The organism is Bacillus cereus, from assembly GCF_002564555.1.
Taxonomy (GTDB): domain Bacteria; phylum Bacillota; class Bacilli; order Bacillales; family Bacillaceae_G; genus Bacillus_A; species Bacillus_A cereus_K.
Genome location: NZ_NUVD01000015.1, coordinates 325166 through 341985, shown reverse-complemented (window position 1 = coordinate 341985; position 16820 = coordinate 325166). Strand labels below are relative to the sequence as shown.

Sequence of the window (16820 nt, the reverse complement as noted above, 5' to 3'; positions counted from 1 at the left end):
CAGGTATGGGTGGTTTCCCTAGAATAGATATACCAGTTATCCATAACCTTAATTTCTAATACTTTATATTCGAATGTGGATGATAATAGATAAGATTAACCCTTGAATTACCTGTTAAAGTCATCTTATCTATTGCCATCTATTAACTTGTACCAACTTTCTTACATAACATCATTTATTCATAGCAAACCAATAGTGACTAGAGCTATATCTTTTATTGATGTACATTTTAGTTAATTTAAAATAATTATTAACTTAGGAGGATTTTAATTTTAGTAAGGGGGGATCATAAAGGAGTTAAGAGCTAGAGGTGTACATAACAGCGCAGATAAGGTTGAACAGCAATACCAATATATAACTCTAGCTAAATAGCAAAAACCCTAGCAGGGGAGCTAGGGCAGGGGATGGGGTATTAAGAATTGTTGATTCTATTAATGACGAATGACTTCTTCGAATGACCTTAGTCTAACACAGGAACTCGTGTATATGTGTTACGGAATTATGAACAATGGACAAGCTTTCGATTGTCGGAATATTCGGGAATCTATCATCATAACAACAATGTTAATCCATGAAAGTGGTGAATTTCTCGAAAGTGAGCCTTTAATTCTGCCAGCTCATCAGGCAAGGAGAGGCGGAGGGAAAGAATTTAATGCTCAAGGAGCAGGTTCAGCAATCACATATGCACGTCGTTATAGTTTATCAGCCATGTTAGGAATCGCATCAGAAAGCGATGACGATGGGAATGGTGCCAGTCAGAAAGGCAATAACAGACAAGGGCAAAATAAACAACAGAATAACAATAACGGTAAAGCATCTGAAAAGCAGTTAAAAATGATACACGCAAAAATAGCGCACATTTCAGCTTTAACAAAGACGGAAAAACAGACTATTGAAGATACATTGAAAGGCAACATTGGAACTGACAATTTAGAGGATGTTGTAGGAAGTTTCGATTACAAAGCAAAGAGCACAGCAGAGCAATTCCTAGCGAAGCCTAGCGTCATAACGACATACGCAGTGGATTTTTATAAGAATCAAAGACAAAGAATCGATTGGTTTGAAGCTAACAATCGTAATGAAGCGGAAGCTGTAGCGAAAGGAAAACATGGCTATAAAATACAAATCGTGAAAATTTACGTTTCTGACAGATCACTTAAAGAAATTATGGCGCTAGATTAGGAGTGGGAAAAATGTCTTTAAATCGTTGGTTAACTGGTGAGGAACGTGCAAGAGCAGTAGCTAGGAGGAAACATGAGCGAGCAAGACAGGTTAATAGAACGATTGATAGGCATGTATTTAAATTACCTGATGGCCGTGATTTATACGAAGGGTCATGCGAGGAACTAAGACTGTTATTGAAAGGAGATGAAGAAAGTAATGGCCGTAACAAGTTGCAATTACACGTACTGGGAAGATGCAATTAAGGAGTTTTACAGAAAGCAAGAAGCAGAAAGAGGTAATAAATTTAAAAGTCAAACTTGAGTTAAAAGCAGAAAAAGAAGGATTAACGTATGAAGGTTTAATAAGAAAAACATTGTTTGATTTAGTTAATGAATAGGCAAGTGATTTATAACAAAAGCGTTATTTTAAAATTAAAGAGCGCCCAAGGGAGCGCTCTTCGATCAAGACAATATTGAAAAATGCTCAGTAATATATGTAATCTTTTTAGCTTTGTAAGATTAATCAAAAGTTTTTCGACTTGTTTTTGGATGGTATTACATTTTGTTCTATTTTTTCGTAAATATTAAGTAATTGTTTGATGAATGTAATTTTCGGTGTTAACCAATATGAAAATAGTGCTGAAATAATTCCTATCAAAGCTCCTGTTATGACATCGAAAGGATAATGAACTCCTACCCAAATACGAGAAATAGCTACGCAGAATGCAAGTACAAGCCATAACCATCTAGCCTTTTTACGAACAAGCCAGAATGAAAAACAAATTGAAAAAAATAGAATCGTATGGTCGCTAGGAAATGAATTATCTACTGCATGATCGACAAGGTTATTAACATTAGGTAATACTGCAAATGGTTGATAATTCAAATGCAAATTCCCTGCTAATTTTCCAATTATTTCAGCAGTTACGAAAGCAACTATTGCTTGAATAATCATCATTTTGTTTTTTCTAGATTGAGTAAACCAATAAGCCATAATAATTAAACCTAAAAAATACACCATATATTCCGCCAAAAATACCATAGTTGAGTTTAGGGATGAATATTGCTTCCCTAAATCATTGATAGCTCGAAAAGCATCAATATTTAATTGAGAAAAAGACATTTTTAAATCGCTCCTTATTGTGTGTCCATAACTTTATTATGTGAAAAAGTTTTTAACTGAGGCTTAACGGTTTCTTAATTAATTCTTAGTTATTTCTTAACAATTCTTGTTTGTGTATAAGGAAAATTATAGTAAAGAGGTTATAGTGAAAAAATTGATTTTAGTGACATTAGTATTACAAAACTGTAAGGATTAGCTCATTAAAGATTTTTAATAAAATAGTTATTTGAATAAAAACTGAAACCGACATTTGAAATATTAATTGTATCTTGATATGTGTACGTAACTTCTGCAGAGCTGGGCATATCGATAAATATAGGGGTATGTACCAATTGTAATTTCGAGGACTATTCGTCTGAACAGCTTCGTACCCGTCACGGTCGGAAATTAAGATCCAACTGTGACGGATATCTGACTTATATTATTGAGGAAACAGGCCGGAAGGATGCTACGGTATTGTTGTAGGGTTCCAGACGGACCTGCGCGCTTACCCCAGCATTTGCGAGTGCAGTCACCGCATTCAAGATAGCAGTTCTGCTACCAGATATGAAGGCTGTGCTATAGTTCACGAATAGGGGATGAATGGGATGTTGATTGAGAACTTCTTGATGATAAATTGTTTTCATCGTGATGTTTTGGGGATGAACGGGGTGTTGATTTGGAATTACTTGATGATAAATTGTTTTCATCGTGACGTTCGCTGTCAGCGTGAAGCCTTCTGTAGTGATGCCAGTCAGCGAAGTCCCATTAAATGAAGTGAGTTTGACTGTAAGCATGTTACGCTTTTTTATATTTATTCCTCCTTTATTATTAGACTCAATTTATTTTATGCTTGTCCAGCAATTTAGTGTAGACACTTGCATCATAATAAGTTGAAAGATTTATGAGATTATATTTTAACAAGGCGTGGGGATTAAAAGCAGGAAGCTGAACAAAAACGCTATTTGAATAAAGGCTAGTGAACCAGTTTTTAACACTCACTGAAATTAAGAATCATAACATACTTTGTAATAATTTATATGGAAGTGAGTTGAATAATAATGTTTTATTCATATTTTGATATCCGAGCTAGAATGCGTCCGTACGGTACGGCGGGTATTACGTATAGCGGAGCACAAAGCACAATTCACGCTGTTCAACAAGCGTTACAAGCACAGCAGCAAATGCAGCAAGGTATACAACCATACTATTCATCTATGGAATATTATTACCCAATGCATCAGATTACGCCATACGGTATTTCTTTTTCAACAGTTCCATATGGAACTGTATACAATTTATAAAAATTTCAATTTGTATGTATTTGAAACACAAAAAGAGCACTTCATAAAAGTGCTCTCGTGACGAGATCATTTTTTTAAAAGAAAGGAATCACCATATGATATGAAGCTTTTCTGAAATGCGCTTGGGTGATTAATTTGTATTCATAAAAAAGAGCAGCTAGCAAAAGCTAACTGCTCATCTCCAAGGGGGAACAAGGAGAAAATCTAATGTCATATACATTATTGGCAGAATATTCGGTTTTATTCAAGAGAGAGAGAAAGAAATGAGAGAAGTTGAAATTAAGTTTCGTGGCAAGCCGATTGAAGATTATGGTGATACAAAATGGTTTTACGGTAATGCAGTTATAAATTACGAAGATAAACTAGCTTATATCGAAGCGGTAGGTCAAGGGTTCGTTCTGGTTGAATGGGAAACAGTTGGTCAATTTACAGGATTCACAGATTCATATAGTAATGAAAGTTATGAAGGCGATATCGTAGAGTATGGTGGGTGGTTTTACATCATTAAATGGGACGAAGAGGAAACAGGGTTTTATATGCATGATAAAAACAATTATGACGATGATCATTTAAGAATGATTGATATAAGTGTTGGTGAAATTATGGATAATATCTATGATAATCAAAACTTAATAAAATAATCCTTTGAATAAAAATGGGACAAGGAAACCGCGGTATGGCTTTCGAGAAGCTTATCAATCTATCGAATGAAAAATGTATCAACGCGAGGGAGTGGCGCTTATAAACAAGCGTCCGACTCCTGTGAAGGTATTAAAAATGGTTTATGGCCGTGTGAAAGAAGGTTATTACGTTGCAATGATCATATATTCAGAGTAAATAAAAGCATCCATAACGGGTGCTTTTTTCTTTGTTATATAGAAATTATATATTAAACCAGTGAACATTCTAATAAGACAAGCATATGATGAATCGTGGGGCGAGTTATCATATGAGGTGAAACTTGGAGCGCCATACTTATTTGTTGAAGGGTACCTAATGATGGGTACTCTTTTTATTTTGCACTTTTTAATAAGGACAAGCATATATTGGAGTATGGGGTAGCCCCACTTCATATATTTGAGCACCTGCAATCGTAAGGTGCTCTTTATTTTGTACAAAATGGACATTTGAATAGGAGGATGAATGCTGGAATTAACATTAGAAGGATTAGAACAGTGTTTTAATGAAGCGGCAAGTGAAGGCGCGGAATATGTGGCAGTTCAAATTGAGATGGATGGATTTCCAAGTGATGAAATTATTATTAATGACAACGATAATATCACCTCTAAATTAGCGTATTATAAGAAAACTTATAATGAGGAATTAGAACATAGATATGCTCCAGGTATTCGAATTGTAGGTTTCGCACATGGATATTCATTTTTAAACATTGAACATAAGTTAGGATTACTTGAGAAGAACAATGACTAAACCAATAGCAATTATCGTAGGCGCTGCCGTAATCTAGGTGGCGTCTTGTTTGTTGTTAAGGGATGAAATAGACTTGCAATTTGAAGATTAAATAATAATATTATTACTTTAAAATGCAGAAATTAGACTAGTAAACAAGCTGTTTTTGTTTTTTAGCATAGAATATGATGAATCCTAGAGTTAAGAGGAGGTAATTATATTATGGGATGTAATTGTAATTTCAGACGTTCCCGAGATTGTGATAGATTTTGGGATGATTTAATGTTCTGCAGACGCAGACATAGAGATTGTGATGACCGTTGTTGTAGACGTGACCGCGACTGTGATTGTGATGAATGTCGTCGTAGACGTAATCATGATCGTGACTGTGATTGTGATAAGCGTAAGGATTGGTAAAGTCCTTTGAATGAGTGCGTTTCTTCACAGCACTCTTTTTTTGTTTATGGGTTTTCTAAATTTATACTTATTAAATACGAAGAATGTAGTTGCAATTTGATTTAAGAACTAACAAAACAAACGAACACAACGAACGAAAATAAATGTCTTACTTACCTGTCTAAAAGTTGATACTTTTAGACGGTATCAGGGGGATGATTTTATGGAATTGGTGGGATATGCACGAGTTAGTACAAGAGAGCAAGAGCTAGGATTGCAAATTGAAAAGCTAGAAACATATGGTTGTACAAAAATATTCACTGAAAAGCAGAGCGGAGCGAAAAGTGATCGAGAAGAATTAAAGAAAGCATTAGAATATTTGCGTTCAGGTGATAAATTGGTTGTATACAAGATAGACCGATTAGCACGTTCTACTTTTGATTTGCAAAGGATTGTAAAAGAATTAAAGGAACGAGATATATCAGTTGTATTTATAAAAGAGCAAATTGATTTTTCTACACCTTCAGGAAAACTTATATTTACAATGCTGGGTGCCATTGCTGAATTTGAAAGAGACTTAATCAATGAGCGTACAGCAGAAGGAAGAGAAAGAGCGATAGCACAAGGGAAATATATGGGACGTAAAGGTCAAGATGAAAAACAAGTGAAACAAGCTATGAACTTATTTTTTAATAGGAAAGAAAATGGCCTGAGTGTAAATGATATTTCCAAAATGACTGGAGTTCCGCGTTCTACTATTTATGCAAAAGCAAAAGAATTTAAGTAGCGAATCCGCTGCTTTTTTATTTTGCATAGAAAAAGGAACCATAGTAGGCTCCCTAATTTGATTCAGAAGTTGTGTAGTTTTTCTTGATAATATCTTTTATGTTGATAATTAAGGATATAAGGAATCCAGCAGCTAGGATAGCGTTTAACCAGTAATATGTATTCCCTGATGTGAACTTTTTATAAAAAGAATCGACATTATAATATAATAAGCCTGCTGAAAGGACGGTAGAAATTACTAACGTACCAAAACTTTTCATATTTTTCACTCCGTTTCTAAAGATTAAGATTCTTACAAAAATTATACAGGGAAATTTATAGATTTAAAATATTTTATGAAAGAATTACCATATGGAGGGGTTATGACGAATTTCTTCCTACTAATTTTACTAATAATTAGAATGATTCATGTTTCATCGGAGTTAAAAACACTTTAAATTCAAACAAGTTGAAGCTCCCTGTGTATTCTTATTTATGCTAATTTAAGATGCATAAAGGTATCTATTTTTCGTGTTATATTGCTTTAAAAGGATTTACCTTACTCTTTCTCAAAATCCAATCAAACAACCAGAAATGCCCTTAGAATCGAAATTCATTTTTAAATTTTCAGAATAATCATTACGATTGTTGCGGTAATATTACAAATAGAGTATCCATGCATTCTCATTAAATAAAAATGAGCCTTACTAATATAAAAAATACAAAATTTTCTTTTTGGGGTATTTGCTTTTCTTAGCTTGATAGCGATGTGGTTTCGCCACATCGCTATCAAATTGAAAAATCTGTTTTTCCCAAAAAAGATAAAAATAAATTTCGGTGCTATAAAAGTACAAGATGTCAATTTAGGGGGTACTTTAAAATCTTAGCCGGATGGACATGGAGTATCGCTAGCATTTCGTAATCCACCCATGCTAGGCAAAAAATACAATGAGCTTCCCATATGGGGAGCTCATTTACATAATTATCGTTAGTGGAAGTCATTTTGAAATTCTACATGGGAACTTTTTCTTTGTTCCGACGAATAAGCCACCAAGCCAAAGCGAGAAGTAGTATGAGGAGCGGAATGGCTTGAATAAAGAGAAACCCTTTCCAAAAATCAAGTCTAGTACTGTCTGGAGGATCTGTTGCCATCACTCCTATAAAAAGTGCCAATGGACTTGTAAGTAAATTTATCCCTAAACCGACCATTACGAATGAAAGATTTTTCTCCCTAATTTTTCGTATCCCAGCCATAATAAACATAAATATGGCAGTACCAATTATAAGAAGCAGAACCCCATAATAAAATACCATATACTCCATCATATCCCTCCGTGGCTTTCATTGTACCAATAATATGGGGTGACTTGCTATATATCTATTAAGCTGAAATTTAGTTTGTTCATATAAAGAAAACCGGTTGCATGAGGAGAAGAAAGGATATAAGGAATCCTTTTATGCTTTGTCCTTTTTAAAAAAATCCTTGATCATTTTAGCGTCTTTAATGTTCACTGTCACACCTTCTACTTTATCTTTCTTCTCATCTTTAGCGATTGTAATGTTCTCCTTATTATCAACCCACACAAGAAATTCCTCTTTTGAGTCATCTTTATATGTAACGGTTATAGTAGAATGTGCAGATTGTTTCTTTTTTTGATCTAATGTGATTGTTTTAGGTGTTCCATTTTGAACGGCCGAAGTGATAGATTTTATCATTTCTTCATTGTCTGTTTGAGATTTGGAAGTAGTATTATTTGTTGTTTTAAGTATTTCAATGTCTGTAATATTTGCGGAGTTTAATTGAAAGGTATTTTGTGTATGTTCTTGCTTAACTTGTGAATCCTTATTTGTATTCGAGGTGCTTGTACAACCAATTAAGCTGAAAGATAGAACGGTTAGAGCACATACATAAGTGATTTTTTTCATTTTATCTCCTCCTTTAATTTAATTATAACAATTTTCTGTTAATTTAGGTAGTTATTGTAAGGAGTAATGTGTGATGTTTTACATTTAAAAATAATAGTGGAAAATTACACTGTTATTTCTCTATCAAAATCAAAATAATTTTTTCATATTTTATGTTTAACATTTTGAAAATGGGTGTACTACATATAATATAACAAATAATTCATTTTAGAGGAGGAAGTTAAAGATGGAAACGAAATATAGTAAACCTTTTGTATATTAATTTATTACGGAGAAAGAGGTCATGAATGCAGCGAATGATCTAGTGAAGAAAGGAATAGACCAAAAAGATATTTATGTATTAACACATGAGAAAGAAAGGACAGATAGAATCGCAGACAATGCAGACGTGAATACAATTGGGATAAAAGAGGAAGGACTTGGGACAAGTATTATTAACGTCTTTCAAAAAACGGGAGATCAGTTAAGAAATAAGATGCAAGAGTTAGGGCTTAATGAGGAAGAAGCTAACTTTTATGAAGAAAAGCTGGATGAAGGGAAAATCTTGTTATTCGTTAAGGATTTAGAAAGAGTCGGTGAATGGTTACAAGAAAGAAGATGCACGTATTCTATTTAAATTCATACTATTTAAATCTAAAAATCTATTACGAAAAGGAGATTGGAAATATGAGCGAGAGCGGGCTAAAAGAACAAATTACTGGTAAAGTTGAAAAGAAAAAGGGACAAGTAAAAGAAGGAATTGGTGAAGTTACAGAAGATAGAGAGTTGAAAAATGAAGGGAAGTGGGAAAAGACGAAGGGAACTATAAAAGAAAAAGTCGGAAAAGTGAAACAAAAGATAAGTGATGAATTGGATAACAAAGAATGATACATGTTTATCAAGCTTTGGTTAAACACCAAAGCTTGATAAATCCATTATAAAAATATATAGGAGGTCTAATTGTGGGACTTATTATTACGTGTATTGTAGGTGGACTTATTGGTATGCTAGCTGGAATGATTACAGGAAAAGACTTTCCTTTAGGTATAGTTGGTAATGTTATTGCTGGATTAATCGGATCGTGGGTAGGTAGTGCATTATTTGGTCACTGGGGTCCTGAATGGGGAGGTATTTTTATTCTTCCAGCGTTATTAGGTGCAATCGTCTGTATTTTAATTGTTACATTCTTCTCTAGAATGCTACGGAAAGCGTAAGTATTATAATGAATAGTAATCTTAAGTTTATTATATATAGCTATGAAGTTAATAAACTGATAAATATACATAAAAAAGCATCCAATTAGAATAATTTGGATGCTTTTTTTATGTAATCTGCATAGGAAAGAGTGGGAGATGAAGACCCCCACTGATTAAAGTTTCACTTTATATTAAACCATCGTTACTCTTTTACAATTATTTATCCTTACGACCTGCCTTGGTTCTATATGGGATAAGTCCTCGCTATTACCTATATCCACTACAATTGTATTCGTTAGTATGTTAATAATGGAACCAACTAATTTTGTAGCATGATCGTGTCGATAAGAAAATTGAACGAAATCTCCCTTTTTAAAGTTGTGCTCTTCCATAGATAGATCCCCCTAAAAATAATGTTTATACATTATACATACACAAATTTATAAGGTTTAAACATTTGGTAGTCTTTTTTTAGTGTTAAGCTGAGAAAGGTGTAGAAAATTTATTTATAATTAAAATAAAAAAATATGTTTAAAACTAATTTTTATGGGTAATTAACATAGTAGAAGTTTGAGATAAGGGGGCGGAAATGATGAATTTGGCAATTCATATTTTGCAAAATGATTTAGGTTATACGGTACAACTTAATGGTGAGATTGATGCGTATACGGCATCAGATTTGAAAAATAAGATCATGCCTATTGCAAGTGAGAAAGAGGTTCATATTGTAGTAGATTTTAATAAGGTAGATTATATGGATAGTACTGGTTTAGGCGTTTTTATAGCTTTATTAAAAGCAGTTAAGAAAAATGATGGAAAACTAGAGTTTATTGGTGTATCTAAAAGGTTAAAGAGATTATTTGATATTACAGGGTTAACAGAAATATTAAATTTGAATTCCGATTTTGAAAAAGTAGAAAGAAGGTGACTAGGGATGATGGAGAAATTTGAAACGATAGAAATGAAAATTCCTGCAAAAGCAGAATATGTGGCTATTATTCGCTTAACGATGGCTGGTGTTGCGAATCGAATGGGTTTTGCTTATGACGATATAGAAGATATGAAAATTGCTATTAGTGAAGCATGTACAAACATTGTACAACATGCATATAAAGAAGATGATGGAGAAATTACAATTATCTTTGGTCTATATGAAGATCGATTAGAAATTATGGTTGCGGATAATGGGGTTAGCTTTGATTTTACCGCCTTAAAAAGTAAAGTTGGTCCGTATGATATTAATAAACCAGTAGAGAACTTGCCGGAAAATGGTTTAGGTTTATATTTAATAAATACGTTAATGGATGATATACAAATCATGCATGATGAGGGCATGACAGTTTTAATGACAAAATATATACAAAGAGAGCAGGTGGAGAATGATGGAAATCCAATCTCAACCTACGAATCTTACTAAAGAAGATGTTATTAAATTAATTGCAGAATTTCAACAAAACCAATGTGATGAAGCACAGGAAAGGTTAGTTGATCATTATAAAAATCTCGTTTATTCCATTGCATATCGCTATTCGAAAGGCGGGCCGATGCATGAGGATATTATACAAGTAGGGATGTTAGGGCTCTTAGGCGCAATAAGAAGGTATGATTATTCGATAGGGAATGCTTTTGAGCCGTTTGCAATACCTACGATAGTAGGAGAAATAAAGAAGTATTTACGTGATAAAACTTGGGGGATTCATGTTCCAAGGCGAATTAAAGATTTGGGCGGGAAAATTAAACTTGCGATAGAGGAACTAACAGATCATTTGCAACGTTCACCGAAGATTATAGAGATTGCGGATCATTTAGGACTATCCGAAGAGGAAGTTCTAGAAATTATGGATGCTAAAAATAATTATCGAGTATCTTCCTTAGATGATGTAGTGGAAAATTCATCTGATGGAAGTTCGGTAGCGAGAATTGAATCTGTAGGTGAAGTAGAGCAAGGATATGAACAGACAGAAAGACGTCTCATTTTAGAGGATATTTTTAACGTATTAAATGAGACAGAAAAGAGTGTTATTCATTATATATTTGGAGAAAATCTAAATCAAAAGGATACAGGGGAACGGTTAGGTATTTCACAAATGCACGTTTCTCGTATAAAAAGACAAGCGATAAGTAAATTGAAGCAAGCGGCGTTTTTAGATACATAAAAATTTCAAATAATTATGTTTAAAACATGAGAAAAGGGGTACTTATTAAGTATAGGAGGAGATATGAAAATGTCACACGATGTGAAAGAACTAATCGAAGGATTGAATGAAGATTTAGCAGGAGAATACTCAGCGATTATTATGTATAACCATAATGCAGCTACAGTTTCTGGTATATATAGACAAGTGTTAAAACCTTTCTTTGAATCTGAAATTAGCGATGAACAAGGACATGCCCTATATTTAGCGGAGAAAATTAAGACGTTAGGTGGTACACCTACTACGATCCCTTTACCAGTGAAACAAGTAGAAGATGTTAGAGAAATGTTAGAATACGCTAGACAATCAGAATATGAAACAATTAAGCGTTATGAAACGAGAAAAGAACAGGCAGCGAAATTAAATATGACAGAGTTAGTTGTAAAGTTAGAAGATATGATTGCAGATGAAACAAATCATATGGAAGAATTGGATCGTCTTTTAAATGATAAAGCAATGGTGCTAAATTAAAAGTGGAAATTTATAGAGTGAAAGAACAAACTCTCATTTCTGGGGGTTTGTTCTTTTGCTGTATAAAAAATGTGTTTGAGTAGGAAATTTTCATTTTATAACTGAGTATGTAATACTAGAAAAATAGAAAATGATAATAGATTTACATTTTAAATAAGAAAAGGGGAAATAACTTGTGTCCATTTTAATTGTCGATGATAATCCGGTTAACATCTTTGTAATTGAAAAAATTTTAAAACAAGCCGGATATCAGGATCTTGTAGCGCTTAATTCTGCACAAGAGCTTTTCGAATACATTCATTTTGGAAAAGATTCTTCCAGGCATAATGAAATAGATTTAATTCTATTAGATATCATGATGCCTGAAATTGATGGACTTGAAGTTTGTAGGCGATTACAAAAAGAGGAGAAGTTTAAAGATATTCCTATTATTTTTGTAACAGCTTTAGAAGATGCGAATAAATTAGCTGAGGCTCTTGATATGGGGGCAATGGATTATATTACGAAACCTATAAATAAAGTTGAATTGTTAGCTCGTATGCGTGTAGCATTACGCTTGAAATCGGAATTAAATTGGCATAAAGAACAAGAAGAAAATCTTCGGAATGAACTAGATTTAGCTACACAAGTACAAAGAAACTTATTAAGTAGCCCATTAAGAGAAGAGCATATAAAAATTGAAGCAAGTTACTTACCTTCATTCAAACTAGCTGGAGATATGTATTATTGGTATAAAATCGATGAAAATCGCTACGGTATTATATTATTAGATGTGATGGGACATGGTATATCTGCTTCATTAGTTTGTATGTTTATTTCTTCTGTATTACGTGAAACGATTAAATGTTTAATTGATCCAGAACTCGTCATTAAAGAATTAAATAAATATATGACCCTTTTACATAATGACAATGATAATATTCCATATTATTTTACGGCGATATACTTAGTTGTTAATACAGAAGATAGAACGATTGAATATGTGAATGCAGGACATCCTTCTGGATATGTTTTAGTTGATGAAATAAATGTAGTTGAACTAGATCGCGGGAGTTGTGCGGTAGGGTTTTTTGATGAAATAAAAGTTGAAAAGACAGTTATACCTTTTGAGAAGAACGCTCAAATAGTATTGTTTACAGATGGTGTACTTGAAGCAATTGCAAATGATGAATTTGAGTCTGAAGAGAAATTACGTACTTTTACAGGAAGAAAATGGGGAGATTTAGAAGGAGAGATAGAAGGGTTTTACAAGGAAGAACAGAAACAAGCACAATCAGATGATATGTGTCTAATTATGATACAAACGAATGCGAAATAAAAAGCGTATGAAATNNATTTCATACGCTTTTTATTTTATTTTTTGATAGATTTGTTCTTTAGGATTAAATTGGATATAATGCGGCATTATATTTGAAAAACGAAGAGTTTCTTTATTCCCTAAACATAAAAATCCATTGTGACCTAAACTTTCATAAAATAGTTGCTGTACTTGGTTTTGAAGTTTACTTGTAAAGTAAATCAAAACGTTACGGCAAAGTATAATGTGAAATTCGTTAAAAGATTGATCAGTTACTAAATTATGTTGTGCAAAAATGATGTTTTGTAACAGTGAAGGATTAAAATAAGCAAAACGATTATCTGTTGAATAATAGTTAGAAAATGCTTTTGTACCGCCAGCTTGTAAATAGTTTTTCGTATAAGTTTGCATTTTATTTAACGGAAGAATACCTTGTTTTGCCTTTTCTAACACATTTGTATTCATATCTGTTGCGTAAATAACAGCTTTTTCACTTAATCCTTCTTCGTGAAGTAAGATGGACATTGATAATACTTCTTCACCAGTTGCACATCCAGCATGCCAAATTCTAATTTCAGGATGCTTTTTTAATTCAGGAATAACATGCTCTCTTAGCGCCTTAAAAAAGATAGGGTTACGGAACATCTCAGTTACATTAATCGAGAAATCATTTAATAACTGTTCTAAAACCCCTTCCTCATGAATTACTTTTTCAATTAATTTTGAAATGGTAGGGATATTAGAGAGCTGCATTCGATTACAAATCCGTCTATAAATAGATGTGCGAGCATATTGGCGAAAATCAAATCCTGATAGTTTAAATACCGCTTCCAATAGTAATTCAATTTCTAAGTTCGTAAGCTTATCCGTATCTACTGATGGATCAAAATTATAATACTTATTTTCCACTTAAACTAAACCTCACTTATTTTATTAACCATACACTCATTACCGAATAGAGTTGATGTAAATTTAATGGTTTACTTATATAATCTGAAGCGCCAGCAGATAAACATTTTTCTTTATCATTTGGCATTGCTTTAGCAGTTAATGCGATAATAGGTAGTTCATGTAACCCTAAGTTCATTCGGATATTTTCCATCGTTTCGTAACCGTCCATATTCGGCATCATAATATCCATTAAAATAAGGTCAATATTTGTATTGCTTTTTAGTATTTCTAAACACTCTATGCCGTTTTGTGCAGTAATAATGTTGGCATGTTGTTTTTTTAATGCATTTTGTAATGCAAATATATTTCGATGATCATCATCGACAATTAAAATGGTTTTCTCTTGGAAGACGTTATTTGTTTCTGGAGTAACGATAGTTTCCTCAACAACTTCAGCAGGAATAACGTCTTCTATCGTTGCTGCGACTTCTAAATTGGATACCTGTATATCATGTAATCCATTTGGAAGGTTAGGAATATATACCGTGAAAGTACTGCCTTCTCCTAATGTACTCTCTAACGTAATCCAACCACCTAATAATCTAGCAAACTCTTTACAAATAGATAAACCTAATCCTGTACCACCATATTTTCGAATCGTTGCTCCATCTGCCTGTTGAAAGGCTTCGAAAATAAGTTGATGCTGTTCTTTAGCGATACCAATACCAGTATCTTTTACTGAAATTGTAATCCAATCTTTACTGATAGACTGCATATCATGACTCAAATTGGTTGTTTCTATCGAATCGAAATGTAAAGAAACGGATCCTTTTTCCGTGAATTTAAATGCATTGGATAATAAGTTTTTAATAATTTGTTCAATCCGTTTTGCATCTGTATAAAATAAATCAGGAATCGTATTACTTTGTTCAATAGTAAATTCGACATTTTTTTGTGCAGCTATATGTAAGAAGTTTTGCTGCATATTTGCTGCCATGTCACTTATGTTCGTTGCTTCAAAAATGACGTCTAGTTTTCCGGCTTCTACTTTAGATAAATCTAGTATGTCATTAATTAAAGTAAGTAAATCCTTCCCTGATGAATGAATGACGGTTGCTAATTCAATTTCATCGTCGGATAAATGGTTATCATGATTTTCTCTTAACATTTCAGATAATAGTAAAATACTATTTAATGGTGTGCGTAATTCATGTGACATATTTGCTAGAAATTCTGATTTGTATTTTGAACTACGTAACAACTCGCTTGCTTTTTCTTCTAATTCTGATTTAGCAATTTGTAAGTCAGTTGTCTTCTGCTCGGCCTCTTCAGTTCTAGACTCTAATTGTTCATTCGTTGTTCGTAATTCTTCGGCTTGCATTTGTAGTTCTTCAGCTTGCGTTTGCAATTCTTCTGATTGAACTTGCAACTCTTCCGTCATTGCTTGTGATTCATGTAAAAGAGTTTGAACTCGCATACGTCCCATAATACTATGGATTGTTAGACCTAGGTTATCAATGGTTTGTTGAATTAAATCTTGATGTAAGTCTGAAATCTCAGTTACACTTACTAACTCAATTACTGCGATAACGTCATCTTCAAATAGGATAGGGATGACTAGTAGGTTTTGAGGACGTATTTCTAATAAGCCGCTAGTGACATAACGAAATTCTTCTGGTATTTCTCGAAGAATAAAGCTTTGTTTTTCTAAAGCACATTGTCCAATTAAACCTTCGCCCATTTTAATGGATTGTTTTCCAATATCAGAACCTTGATCGGCGAAAGAAGCTTTCTTTACATAGTAGACAGTTTCTTCAACTTCTTCACGTACATAGAATGCACCGCAAGAGATTTGCGTTTTTTGTATCATTCCACTAAGAATTTTGTTACCCAACATCTCAATAGAAGGTACACCTTGATACATTAAAATTAATTCGGCAAGCTCGGTTTGTAACCACTCTCTTTTAGATATTTCGTCTAGTAGATGGTTCGTTGTATGAGCAAGCTCTTTTATTTCATCATGGGTGTTTACATGAATTCTTTCCGTAATTTTTTCTTTGGAAGAAATGGATGTAATAGCTTGAATTACATTTTTAATCGTTTTTGTAATGGAATTCGAAATATAGAGTGAAATGATAATAGAAATACAAGAAAGTAAGAACAATAAACTGTATAACCAAATCTCTAATTTATTATTTTCAGTATCTAATTGTGCAGCTCTTTTTTTCGTTAGTTGCTCCTCAGTGCTACGGAAGTTAGTTAGCTGTGATTGCAATGATTGAATTTGAGTCGTGTCGATTGCTTGTATGCTATTACTATTATTATTTGTAATGATTGGGTGAATCTCTTTATTAATCCAACTGTTAATGTTTTCATTAATCTGTTTTAATTTTTCTTGCTGAGATGGATTATCCTCTAATAGAGAAAAAAGATCATGATAATGTTTTTCGTAATCTTTTTCGGCAGAGTTAAGGGATTGCACGTAATTTGGGTTATTAGAAATGATAAACCCTTTCGCTTTATTTTCAATTGATAGCAATTCTTTCTCGACTTGATTCGTTAAATTGAGAACTTTAAAATCATGATCAATAATAAAATTACGAGATTTTTGTAAATTGGAAATTTCATTATTTAACATAAGGAAAGAAATAAGTACAAACAAAATGATAACTAAATAACCAGCCATAATTTTATAGCGAATACTAAATTTTGTTTTCGATTTCAT

Annotated in this window: 21 protein-coding genes and 3 pseudogenes; 17 read left to right on the top strand and 7 right to left on the bottom strand. The window is 32.9% G+C overall.

Going from position 1 to position 16820, the window contains the following annotated elements; all coding sequences use genetic code 11:
• Window positions 1-441: 441 nt before the first annotated feature.
• The 3 genes and pseudogenes from COI75_RS26845 to COI75_RS27620 all read left to right on the top strand — a co-directional run.
• Window positions 442-810: pseudogene (locus tag COI75_RS26845) on the top strand (ERF family protein); the annotation flags it as partial.
• A gap of 93 nt (window positions 811-903) precedes the next feature.
• Window positions 904-1182, top strand: coding sequence for a hypothetical protein (locus COI75_RS26840; protein ID WP_000677978.1), 279 nt, complete (start codon window positions 904-906; stop codon window positions 1180-1182).
• Between the two features lie 101 nt (window positions 1183-1283).
• On the top strand, window positions 1284-1427 hold the full coding sequence (locus COI75_RS27620) for a Fur-regulated basic protein FbpA (RefSeq protein WP_141530827.1): 144 nt from the start codon (window positions 1284-1286) through the stop codon (window positions 1425-1427).
• A gap of 259 nt (window positions 1428-1686) precedes the next feature.
• Here the strand turns inward: COI75_RS27620 and COI75_RS08875 are convergent, their stop codons facing one another.
• On the bottom strand, window positions 1687-2286 hold the full coding sequence (locus tag COI75_RS08875) for an undecaprenyl-diphosphatase (RefSeq protein ID WP_000010616.1): 600 nt from the start codon (window positions 2284-2286) through the stop codon (window positions 1687-1689).
• A gap of 1040 nt (window positions 2287-3326) precedes the next feature.
• On the opposite strand from COI75_RS08875, the gene COI75_RS08865 reads away from it, so the two are divergent.
• The 6 genes and pseudogenes from COI75_RS08865 to COI75_RS08840 all read left to right on the top strand — a co-directional run bounded on the left by COI75_RS08865 (window position 3327) and on the right by COI75_RS08840 (window position 6162).
• The gene (locus COI75_RS08865) at window positions 3327-3569 is read left to right on the top strand and encodes a DUF3947 family protein (RefSeq protein WP_000500086.1); all 243 of its coding nucleotides are present in this window, start codon (window positions 3327-3329) and stop codon (window positions 3567-3569) included.
• A 263-nt stretch (window positions 3570-3832) separates the two neighbouring features.
• Window positions 3833-4210, top strand: coding sequence for a YopX family protein (locus COI75_RS08860; protein WP_001209425.1), 378 nt, complete (start codon window positions 3833-3835; stop codon window positions 4208-4210).
• A 14-nt stretch (window positions 4211-4224) separates the two neighbouring features.
• Window positions 4225-4385, top strand: a pseudogene (locus COI75_RS08855) (Holliday junction resolvase RecU); the annotation flags it as partial.
• Between the two features lie 330 nt (window positions 4386-4715).
• The gene (locus COI75_RS08850; protein WP_033657188.1) at window positions 4716-5000 is read left to right on the top strand and encodes a hypothetical protein; all 285 of its coding nucleotides are present in this window, start codon (window positions 4716-4718) and stop codon (window positions 4998-5000) included.
• Between the two features lie 201 nt (window positions 5001-5201).
• Window positions 5202-5396 carry a hypothetical protein gene (locus COI75_RS08845; protein WP_002095865.1) on the top strand — a complete coding sequence of 65 codons (195 nt, stop codon included), beginning with the start codon at window positions 5202-5204 and terminating at the stop codon, window positions 5394-5396.
• Between the two features lie 202 nt (window positions 5397-5598).
• Window positions 5599-6162: a recombinase family protein gene (locus COI75_RS08840; RefSeq protein WP_000424249.1), complete on the top strand. Its 564-nt coding sequence runs from the start codon at window positions 5599-5601 to the stop codon at window positions 6160-6162.
• Between the two features lie 52 nt (window positions 6163-6214).
• On the opposite strand, the gene COI75_RS08835 is transcribed toward COI75_RS08840, so the two are convergent.
• The 3 genes and pseudogenes from COI75_RS08835 to COI75_RS08820 all read right to left on the bottom strand — a co-directional run bounded on the left by COI75_RS08835 (window position 6215) and on the right by COI75_RS08820 (window position 8066).
• Window positions 6215-6421, bottom strand: coding sequence for a hypothetical protein (locus COI75_RS08835; RefSeq protein WP_000834525.1), 207 nt, complete (start codon window positions 6419-6421; stop codon window positions 6215-6217).
• Between the two features lie 739 nt (window positions 6422-7160).
• Window positions 7161-7463, bottom strand: a pseudogene (locus tag COI75_RS08825) (hypothetical protein); the annotation flags it as partial.
• 132 nt (window positions 7464-7595) lie between these two features.
• Window positions 7596-8066 (bottom strand): hypothetical protein, encoded by a 471-nt coding sequence (locus COI75_RS08820; RefSeq protein WP_098448321.1) that lies wholly within the window; start codon window positions 8064-8066, stop codon window positions 7596-7598.
• 265 nt (window positions 8067-8331) lie between these two features.
• Here COI75_RS08820 and COI75_RS08815 point away from each other — a divergent pair, with 265 nt between their 5' ends.
• The 3 genes from COI75_RS08815 to COI75_RS08805 all read left to right on the top strand — a co-directional run bounded on the left by COI75_RS08815 (window position 8332) and on the right by COI75_RS08805 (window position 9259).
• Entirely contained in the window at window positions 8332-8682 is a 351-nt protein-coding gene (locus COI75_RS08815) for a general stress protein (protein WP_255265673.1), read from the top strand.
• 50 nt (window positions 8683-8732) lie between these two features.
• Window positions 8733-8933, top strand: a complete 201-nt coding sequence (locus COI75_RS08810) for a CsbD family protein (protein ID WP_000004262.1) — start codon at window positions 8733-8735, stop codon at window positions 8931-8933.
• 74 nt (window positions 8934-9007) lie between these two features.
• The gene (locus COI75_RS08805; protein ID WP_000522905.1) at window positions 9008-9259 is read left to right on the top strand and encodes a GlsB/YeaQ/YmgE family stress response membrane protein; all 252 of its coding nucleotides are present in this window, start codon (window positions 9008-9010) and stop codon (window positions 9257-9259) included.
• Window positions 9260-9432: 173 nt separating this feature from the next.
• On the opposite strand, the gene COI75_RS08800 is transcribed toward COI75_RS08805, so the two are convergent.
• The gene (locus tag COI75_RS08800) at window positions 9433-9633 is read right to left on the bottom strand and encodes a hypothetical protein (protein WP_000391009.1); all 201 of its coding nucleotides are present in this window, start codon (window positions 9631-9633) and stop codon (window positions 9433-9435) included.
• A gap of 197 nt (window positions 9634-9830) precedes the next feature.
• On the opposite strand from COI75_RS08800, the gene rsbV reads away from it, so the two are divergent.
• The 5 genes from rsbV (at window position 9831) to COI75_RS08775 (ending at window position 13225) form a co-directional block, all read left to right on the top strand.
• Window positions 9831-10169 carry an anti sigma b factor antagonist RsbV gene (rsbV, locus tag COI75_RS08795; RefSeq protein WP_002095864.1) on the top strand — a complete coding sequence of 113 codons (339 nt, stop codon included), beginning with the start codon at window positions 9831-9833 and terminating at the stop codon, window positions 10167-10169.
• A 6-nt stretch (window positions 10170-10175) separates the two neighbouring features.
• A complete protein-coding gene (gene rsbW / locus COI75_RS08790; RefSeq protein ID WP_000970217.1) occupies window positions 10176-10658 on the top strand; it encodes an anti-sigma B factor RsbW in 483 nt (160 codons plus the stop codon).
• Window positions 10621-11397: an RNA polymerase sigma factor SigB gene (sigB, locus tag COI75_RS08785; protein WP_002095863.1), complete on the top strand. Its 777-nt coding sequence runs from the start codon at window positions 10621-10623 to the stop codon at window positions 11395-11397. The genes rsbW and sigB overlap by 38 nt, the downstream gene beginning before the upstream one ends.
• 69 nt (window positions 11398-11466) lie before the next feature.
• Complete coding sequence (locus COI75_RS08780; protein ID WP_000017756.1) at window positions 11467-11907, top strand: ferritin-like domain-containing protein; 441 nt, start codon at window positions 11467-11469, stop codon at window positions 11905-11907.
• A 175-nt stretch (window positions 11908-12082) separates the two neighbouring features.
• On the top strand, window positions 12083-13225 hold the full coding sequence (locus tag COI75_RS08775) for a fused response regulator/phosphatase (RefSeq protein ID WP_000025525.1): 1143 nt from the start codon (window positions 12083-12085) through the stop codon (window positions 13223-13225).
• A gap of 30 nt (window positions 13226-13255) precedes the next feature.
• On the opposite strand, the gene COI75_RS08770 is transcribed toward COI75_RS08775, so the two are convergent.
• Window positions 13256-14113 (bottom strand): CheR family methyltransferase, encoded by an 858-nt coding sequence (locus COI75_RS08770; protein ID WP_000429047.1) that lies wholly within the window; start codon window positions 14111-14113, stop codon window positions 13256-13258.
• A gap of 16 nt (window positions 14114-14129) precedes the next feature.
• Window positions 14130-16820 carry an ATP-binding protein gene (locus COI75_RS08765; RefSeq protein ID WP_000837843.1) on the bottom strand — a complete coding sequence of 897 codons (2691 nt, stop codon included), beginning with the start codon at window positions 16818-16820 and terminating at the stop codon, window positions 14130-14132.